At 74.8% G+C, this 7,571-nt stretch carries 6 protein-coding genes; 5 read left to right on the top strand and 1 reads right to left on the bottom strand.

What is annotated here, in order from left to right:
• Positions 1 to 15 precede the first annotated feature (15 nt).
• Positions 16 to 1,365 carry a condensation domain-containing protein gene (locus ACH4SL_RS29485; protein WP_398451028.1) on the bottom strand — a complete coding sequence of 450 codons (1,350 nt, stop codon included), beginning with the start codon at positions 1,363 to 1,365 and terminating at the stop codon, positions 16 to 18.
• 441 nt (positions 1,366 to 1,806) lie between these two features.
• Here ACH4SL_RS29485 and ACH4SL_RS29480 point away from each other — a divergent pair, with 441 nt between their 5' ends.
• From ACH4SL_RS29480 to ACH4SL_RS29460, 5 genes are all read left to right on the top strand, one after another.
• Positions 1,807 to 3,756: an amidase gene (locus tag ACH4SL_RS29480; protein WP_398451026.1), complete on the top strand. Its 1,950-nt coding sequence runs from the start codon at positions 1,807 to 1,809 to the stop codon at positions 3,754 to 3,756.
• Positions 3,753 to 3,923 (top strand): hypothetical protein, encoded by a 171-nt coding sequence (locus ACH4SL_RS29475; protein ID WP_398451024.1) that lies wholly within the window; start codon positions 3,753 to 3,755, stop codon positions 3,921 to 3,923. The genes ACH4SL_RS29480 and ACH4SL_RS29475 overlap by 4 nt, the downstream gene beginning before the upstream one ends.
• A 127-nt stretch (positions 3,924 to 4,050) precedes the next feature.
• Entirely contained in the window at positions 4,051 to 5,043 is a 993-nt protein-coding gene (locus ACH4SL_RS29470) for a phosphotransferase family protein (protein ID WP_398451022.1), read from the top strand.
• Between the two features lie 15 nt (positions 5,044 to 5,058).
• A complete protein-coding gene (locus tag ACH4SL_RS29465) occupies positions 5,059 to 6,492 on the top strand; it encodes an MATE family efflux transporter (RefSeq protein ID WP_398451020.1) in 1,434 nt (477 codons plus the stop codon).
• Positions 6,485 to 7,474, top strand: a complete 990-nt coding sequence (locus tag ACH4SL_RS29460; protein ID WP_398451018.1) for a LacI family DNA-binding transcriptional regulator — start codon at positions 6,485 to 6,487, stop codon at positions 7,472 to 7,474. Before ACH4SL_RS29465 ends, ACH4SL_RS29460 begins: the two co-directional genes overlap by 8 nt.
• Positions 7,475 to 7,571 lie beyond the last annotated feature (97 nt).

Here is a 7,571-nt window from a genome sequence, read left to right as displayed (position 1 = left end):
GCGGGGGCCGCGCCGTCAGGCCTGGGCGGCCGCGACCACGCGCTCCTCCACCGCCCGCAGCAGCGGTTCCACCTCCGCGGCCGGGACGGAGCGGGTGTCGACCAGCAGCGTCGCGCAGGTGCGGCCCGCGTGCTGCCCCAGGCCGAAGAAGAACCGGCAGTCCTGCCGCGCCCAGCGCGACCGCCAGCGGAAGCCGCCGCGCTCCGCCGCGGTCAGCTCCGCGGGGTCCGGGGCCGCGGCGCCGTGCTCGGTCTCCCGGTGGTCGTTGAAGAGCGCGTTGAGGTCCAGCGCCGCACCCCGCCGCTTCTCCTCGGCCGCGACCGCCTCCGCGAGCGCCCCCGGGTCGTAGTGGCCGTGCCGCGACGTCTGCAGCTGCGCCCGCCACGCCTTGCGGGCCAGCTCGCCGAAGTCGCCGGAAGCGCCCAGCACCACCAGCCCGTTCTGCGCGAAGGCGCCGACCGCCGTGCGCTGCTCCTCGTTCACCCGGTTGCCCAGGATGACCTTGAGCGGCACCTCCGCGAAGCCGGTGCGCTCGGCCAGCTCCTGCCCGAGCGCCGCCAGGACGACCGCGCTCGCCGAGGTGCCGGTCCTGACCGCCGCCAGCCGACTCGCCAGATCCAGCCGCTCGCAGCCGAGTTCGCCCTCCCACCAGCGCACCTCCTCGCCGGGCCCGGCGTCCTCGGGCCACAGCGAGGCGGGGATCCCGGTGAGCTGGCGCGACCACAGGGCGACCGCGGCGGCGCTGCGGGCGGTCGCCTGCGGCCCGGACTCGTACGCCGCCTGCTCGCGCGGCTGCCGTCCCGGCACCGGCGGCGGCAGCACCCCCGGGCGGCGGCGCTGCTGGGCCAGCAGCCGGCGCAGGTCGTCCAGCACCACCTGGGCGCCGGTCCCGTCGGCGGCGATGTGCGCCACCGTCACGACAGCCCCGGTCACCTGTCCCTCCGCCAGGACCGCGGTGACCCGCACCGGCAGCCCGTCGCCGAGCAGGTCGAAGCGCACCGCCTTGTCCGCGGCGGCCTCCCGCTCCAGGACCTGCGCGAGCTCCTGCGCCGCGTCCGCCTCGACCAGGCGCACCGTCAGCGTCCCGGCAGCGGTCAGCCGCTGCCGCAGGCCGCCGCCGGCGTCGAGCCGGTAGGCGGTGCGCAGCGACTCGTGCCGTTCGAGCAGCGCGCGTACCACCGCGGCGAAGTCCGCCGGGGGCACGGGACGGCGCAGGGCGAGCGTGAGCGCGATGTTGAAGTAGTGGTCGTCCGGCGCGTACCAGGAGATCGGCTCCCAGATCGTCCGCTGCCCCCAGGTGGCGGGCCAACTCCCGTCTGCCGCCCCCTCGAACCGGACCTCCAGCCCCGCGCTGCCGCCGTCCATCGGCACCCCTCCGCTCCCCGCAATGGTACAGACCAAAGGGATCCTAGGGCCGCCGCGACCGCGGGGCGAGGGGTTCGCCGACATCCGCGCGGCCGCGGGTGGACGAATCGTGTGACGGGGCGTGTCCTCCGCGGTGTTTAATCTGCGTTTCGCACGCCTCACCCCAGGCCGGCAAAAAGCTGTTCAGCGGCGCCGAGACGGCCGGTTGAGCCGCTTTGCGGCCCCTTTGACGTGGCGTCGAACGTGATATGCGCGGCACCTGTCGGAAATAAATCGGTGAACTGAATTCATGCTGCACGGAATTGGTCTCCGGCGACTTCCCCGCACCGTGCGGGGCGGCCTAAAGTCTTCCGCGGGACGCGAATGCGGAACGCCGGCCTTTTTCCCCGTCCCATTCGCAGACCGCCCGCAGACCTTCCGCCGAGGACAGGAACGCCGTACATGACGCCAGAACGTGCCAGGCCCACCCGACCTTCTCGCACCGGCCTCGCGCCCGAACTCCCGGCCGACACGCGTACGGGGATGAGCCGCCGGGCCGTGCTCGGCGGCGCCGCCGCGGTGACCGGCGCCGCCGCCGTCACCGCCGCCGCCGCGACGCCCGCCGTGGCCGCCCCGCAGGCCGCGGGTTCCGCCGGCGCCACCGCCACCGCCCGGCTGCTGGCCGCCCTGCCGCCGGCCTCCGCCGTGAAGAAGCGCGCCCGGCTGGTCGACTACGAGGTGGTCGAGCTGGCGGCGCTGATGCGCGCCCGGGTCGTCACCGCCGTCCAGGTCACCAAGGCCTACCTGGACCGTATCGACCGCTTCAACGGCCCCTTCGAGACCTACGGCGACAACGGCCTGTACAACGCCTTCGTCCGGATCGACCGGGAGGGCGCCCTCGCCCAGGCCGCCGCGGCGGACGCGCGCTTCGCCAGGGCGCGGCACACCCGCGAGGAGCTGCCGCCGCTGCTGGGCATCCCGTTCGGCATCAAGGACTCCGTCGCCGTCAAGGGCTTCGACGCCAAGGACGGCAGCCACGCCTTCGACGGCAACACCGCGCTGCGCGACGCCACGGTGGTGCACCGGCTGCGCGAGGCCGGCGCGGTGATACTCGGGCACACCGTGTGCTCGGCCTTCTCCGGCTCCATCACCGGCACGTTCGCCGGCAACGCCTGGAACAAGGACTACGTGCCCGGCGGTTCGAGCCAGGGCTCGGGCGTCGCCCCGGTCGCCCGGCTCGCCGCGGCCTGCATCGGCGAGGAGACCGGCGGCTCGATCATGATGCCCTCGGCCGCGAACGGCGCCAGCGGCATCAAGCCGTCGCTCGGGACGAGTTCGGTCGCCGGTCTGATGCCGCTGTCACCCGGCTACGACGTGCTCGGCCCCATCGCCCGCTCGGTGCGCGACGCCTCACTCGTCCTCTCCGTCATCCTCGGCCCCGACCCCGCGAACGATCCGCTGACGCTCGCCGCGCCCGAGCCCTTCCCCGCGATGCCGCTGACCGCCCGCAAGGGCCGCCGCCCGCTGGCCGGCGTCACCATCGGCATCCCGCAGTCCGACTGGATGCGCACCGGCCGCGGCGTCCAGACCGGCACCTCGCCCCAGGACACCTACGACGCCGACCACCTGGCCGCGTTCGAGCGCCTCAAGGGGCAACTGGCCTCTCTCGGCGCCACGGTGAAGGAATTCCCCGGCCTGGACGTCACCGTCGCGGCCAACGACCCGTACTTCTCCAGCTCCGACGTGCTCGCGACCGTCGACGGCTCCCCGGTCTCCCCGTCCTCGGCGGTGCTCAGCCCCAACCGCTACGAGATCCGCTACTGGGACGCGGTCAAGGACTTCGCCGCGACCCGCCCCGCCGACCAGGCCGCCGCGCTGCTCGCCCAGTACGGCCGCAAGGCGCCGGGCGAGAGCGCGGCCTCCTTCGAGTCGGCGACCCGCTTCGCGGGCCTGATCCCGGCGTCCGTACGCGTCGAGGGCGAGAAGCGGCGGCGCACCCTGCAGGCCAACTACCAGGCGGCGCTGGACGCGGCGGGTGTGGACTTCATGCTCGTGCTGTCGCTGGGTGCGCAGATCGGACTGCGCAGCGGCGGCGGCTTCCCGGTCTACCGGGCGTACTACCAGCTCCCCAACGCCCTCGCCTGGCCGATGGTCTCCTTCCCCGTCGGCTACGACAGCACCGTCGGCCTGCCGATCGCCGCGCAGTTCTGGGGCCCGCGCTTCAGCGAGCCGGAGATCGTGCAGGCCGCGATCGACTACCAGGACCACTTCCCGCAGTACCACAACGCCGCCCCGCCCGACCCGGTCGCCGACGCGCCGAAGGCCGCGCCGCGCATGCTGCGCCCGGCCGAGCCGGCCACCCCGCCCGAGCTGTCCAACGACCCGCTGGTCGCCGAGGAGGCCCTGCGATGAGCTTCCTGACGGTCGGCTGGGAGCCGGTGATCAACGCCGGGCTGCTGCCGCAGCACCCCGGGGACGACACCGAGCCCGTCGCCACGGTGGGCTGGCTGCCCAAGCTCGGCACCTCCTTCTACCCCTACCCCGACGACGACCCCGAGGCGGCGGCGCTGCACGGCTGACCGCGACCCGTTCACCTGGGAGCGCTTCCGGGTCTAGCGTCCGGGGAATCGGGCCCCGGCCGGAGGGGGACGCGCCCGCGTCCCGGTCCGGCCGGGGGCGGGCAGCCGGACGCGGAGGAGCGCAGGGGTGGAGAGCATCACCAAGAACCGTCAATCGCCGGAGGTGCTGCGGGCGATGGCCCGCCGCGCGTTCGGGGCGGACCGCGCGCCCGTGGGGGAGGGGTGGGCCGAGGAGTTCGGGCACGGGTGGTTCAACGTGGTCTACGTCCTCCGGCTGCGCGACGGCGAGCGCGTGGCGCTGAAGATCGCGCCGCCGCCCGGTGTCGAGGTGATGACCTACGAGCGCGGCATGATGCGCACCGAGGTGCACGCGCTCCGCCTGATCGCGGAGCGGACCGAGGTCCCGGTACCCGCCGTGCTCTTCCACGACGCGAGCCGCGAGGTCTGCGACGCGGAGTTCTTCTTCATGGAGTACGTCGACGCGGACAACCTCGGCATCGTCGGGGAGCGGATGCCGGCCGCGGAGCGCGAGGCGTACGACGAGGCGCTCGGCGCGGCCAACCGCCGGCTGAACGGCATCCCCGGCGGCCACTTCGGGCCGCTGCTCGGCGGCACGCCCGGCGCGACCTGGCGGCAGGTATTCTGCCGGATGGTCGAGGACGTCCTGGACGACGGGCGCCGGCGCGGGGTGGACATCGGCTGGGACTACGGCCTGGTGAGCCGGCTGGTCGCGGAGCACGCCGACTGCCTGGACGAGGTGACCGAGCCCGTGCTCGTCGAGTGGGACCTGTGGGACAGCAACGTCCTGATACGCGACGGGGCGATCGTGAGCATCATCGACCACGAGCGCGCCTTCTACGGCGACCCGCTGATGGAGGCCGGGTTCGCCGCCACCGAACTGCCGGACCTGCCCCCGCCCGGCGCCTTCCTGCGCGGATACGGCGCGCCCGCGCGCCCGTTCACCGAGGCCGAGCGGATGCGCCGGCGGCTGTACAACGTGCACCTGATCCTCATCATGGTCATCGAGACGGTCTACCGCGGGCACACCGACCCGGCACAGTACGACCTGGCGCGGACGCGGCTCGACACGCTGATGGCCGGTTTCGGCCACCACCGGTAGGCGGCGGGAGGACGGGTGCGACCCTGGCGCCGCAAGCCCGGCGGCACCGGCGCCGGGCGCGAGCAGATCGCCGCGCTGGGCACCGAGCCGATGGGCCGGCTGCTGCTGCGCACCTGCGCGCAGACGACCGTGTCGGTAGGCGTGTTCGGGATCTACGCGCTGACCAACGCCTTCTTCGTTGCGCGCGGTGTCGGCCCGGCCGCGCTCGCCGCCGTCAACCTGCTGGCCCCGGTCCTGCTGGCCGTCGGGGCGGTGTCCACCGCGGTCGGGGCCGGCGGCGCGTCCCTGGTCTCGCGCAGCCTCGGCCGCGGCGACCCGGCCGCGGCCGCGCGGGCCGCCGGGAACGCGTTCGTCGTGTTCTGGGTGTGCGCCGCGGCCGTCGGCGCCGCCGGGCTGCTCACGCTCGGCCCGCTGCTGTCGCTGCTCGGCGCCACCGACGGGACCCGCGGCTACGCGCACGACTACGGGCAGATCCTGCTGGCCGGCACGCTCACCTCGACCGGCTTCTCCAGCCTGATGCGGGCCGAGGGGCGGATGCGCTTCTCCACCCTGCAATGGGTGCTGCCGGTCGTCACCCAGATGTGCCTGGACCCGCTGCTGATCTACGGCTGCGGCCTCGGCGTGCGCGGCGCGGCCCTCGGCACGGTCGGCGGCCAGACCGTCTCCGCGGCCATGAGCGTGTGGTTCTTCTTCCTCCAGCGCGCCCGCCCCTACCGCGTCACGCTCGCGGACCTGCGCCCGCACGGGCCCACGCTGCGCCGTCTGCTCGGCGTCGGCGTGCCGTCCTTCCTCGTCGGATCCGGCGCCACCGTGGTGGCCGGCCTGGCCAACACCCGGCTGGTCGCCGTCGGCGGGCCGCTCGCCGTGGCCTGCTTCGCGCTGTGCGGCAGGGTGGGGACCTTCGCGGCCATGCCCCAGACCGGTATCGCGCAGGCCCTGCAGCCCCTGGTCGGCTACAACGCGGGCCGCGGCCTGGCGGCGCGGGCCGAGCAGGCCACCCGCCTGGCACTGCGCGCCACGGTCGGCTACGGCTGCGCGGTGTGCGCGGTCCTGCTGTGCGCGGCAGGGCCGGTGGTCTCGCTCTTCACCGGCGATCCGGCGCTGCACGCGCGCGCGGTCGGCGCGCTGCGACTGCTCGCCCTCGTCCACCCCTGCGCGGGAGTGGCCCCGCTGGTCTGCGCCCGCTTCCAGGCACTGGGGCGGCCGCGCCCGGCCTACCTGATCTCCGTCGCGGCCGTCGTCGCGGTCCGCGTCCCCCTGCTGTTCGCGCTCGGCCGCTTCGGGACCCGCGGCGTGCTGGTCAGCTTCCCGGTGGCCGAACTGGCCACCGCCCTGCTGGCGCTGCTCGTCCTGGCCCGCGGCCGGGCCGCCGCGGCGCCGGCGGTACTGTCTCATGGGCCGCGGGCGGAGCCGCGCGGCGGTCAGGAAGGTGCAGGTGCCCATGGGTGAGGTCAGGCCCACGATCGACGACGTCGCCCGCGCGGCAGGCGTGTCCCGCTCGACCGTCTCCCGGGTGATCAACGATGTGCCGGGCGCTTCCCCGCCGGTACGCACCCGGGTGCGGGTGGCCGCGGCCGAGCTCGGCTACCACCCCAGCCAGGCCGCCCGTACGCTGGCCTCCGGCCGCCCACGTACCGTCGACCTCGTCGCGGTGACGTACGACACGGACACCGGATGGCTGGGCGCGCACCCGTACTACAGCCGCGTCCTGGCCGGGCTGATGCCGGCCCTGGAAGGCGGCGGCGCCCAGCTGCGCGTCCTCGCGCTCGGCGCCGAGGCGGCGGCGGAGCGGATCGACGCCCTCGCGGACGACGCGACCACCGGGATGATTCTGGCCAACATCACCCCGGAGCTGGCGGCCCGCCTCTACCGGCGGTGCCCCCGGATCGTCTCCCTCGTCCCCACCACCGCGGCGATCCCCGCGCTGGAGGCGGACAACACCGGCGGCGCGCGCACGGCCGTCGCCCACCTCCACGCGCTCGGCCGCCGCCGTGTCGCCGCCGTCCACGGGCCCGGCACCAACACCTGCGCCATCGACCGGCGCACCGGCTACGAGGACGCCGTCCGCCGGCTCGGCCTGCCCGCGATCGGGGCGCCCGGCGGCTTCTGCCGCGAGGGCGGCCACGCTGCCGCCGCGCGGCTGCTCGCCGACCACCCGGACATCGACGCGATGTTCGTCGCCTGCGACCTCATGGCCGCGGGCGCCGTGCAGGCGATCACCGCCACCGGCCGCCGGGTGCCCGACGACGTCGCGATCGTCGGCTTCGACGACAGCATCGCGGCGACCTGCGCCAACCCGCCGCTGACCACGATGCGCCTGCCGGTCGAGCAGATGGCCGCCGAGGCCGCCCGCATGCTGCTGGACGGCACCCCGGCCCGGGGCTACCGCAGGACCTACCCCGTCGAACTGGTCTGCCGGGAAAGCGCCTAGTAGTGCTTCGTTAGGTGTTCCGATCATGGCTGGTCGGGAGCATGTTGGGGGTATGAGGCTTGCGGAAGTAGATGCTCTGCGTGGTGAGTTAGCGGAG

The sequence above is a fragment of the Streptomyces sp. NPDC021020 genome, assembly GCF_044333285.1.
Taxonomy (GTDB): Bacteria; Actinomycetota; Actinomycetes; order Streptomycetales; family Streptomycetaceae; genus Actinacidiphila.
Note: the sequence above shows the minus strand (reverse complement) of the source record. Positions and strands in the feature narration are given on the sequence as shown.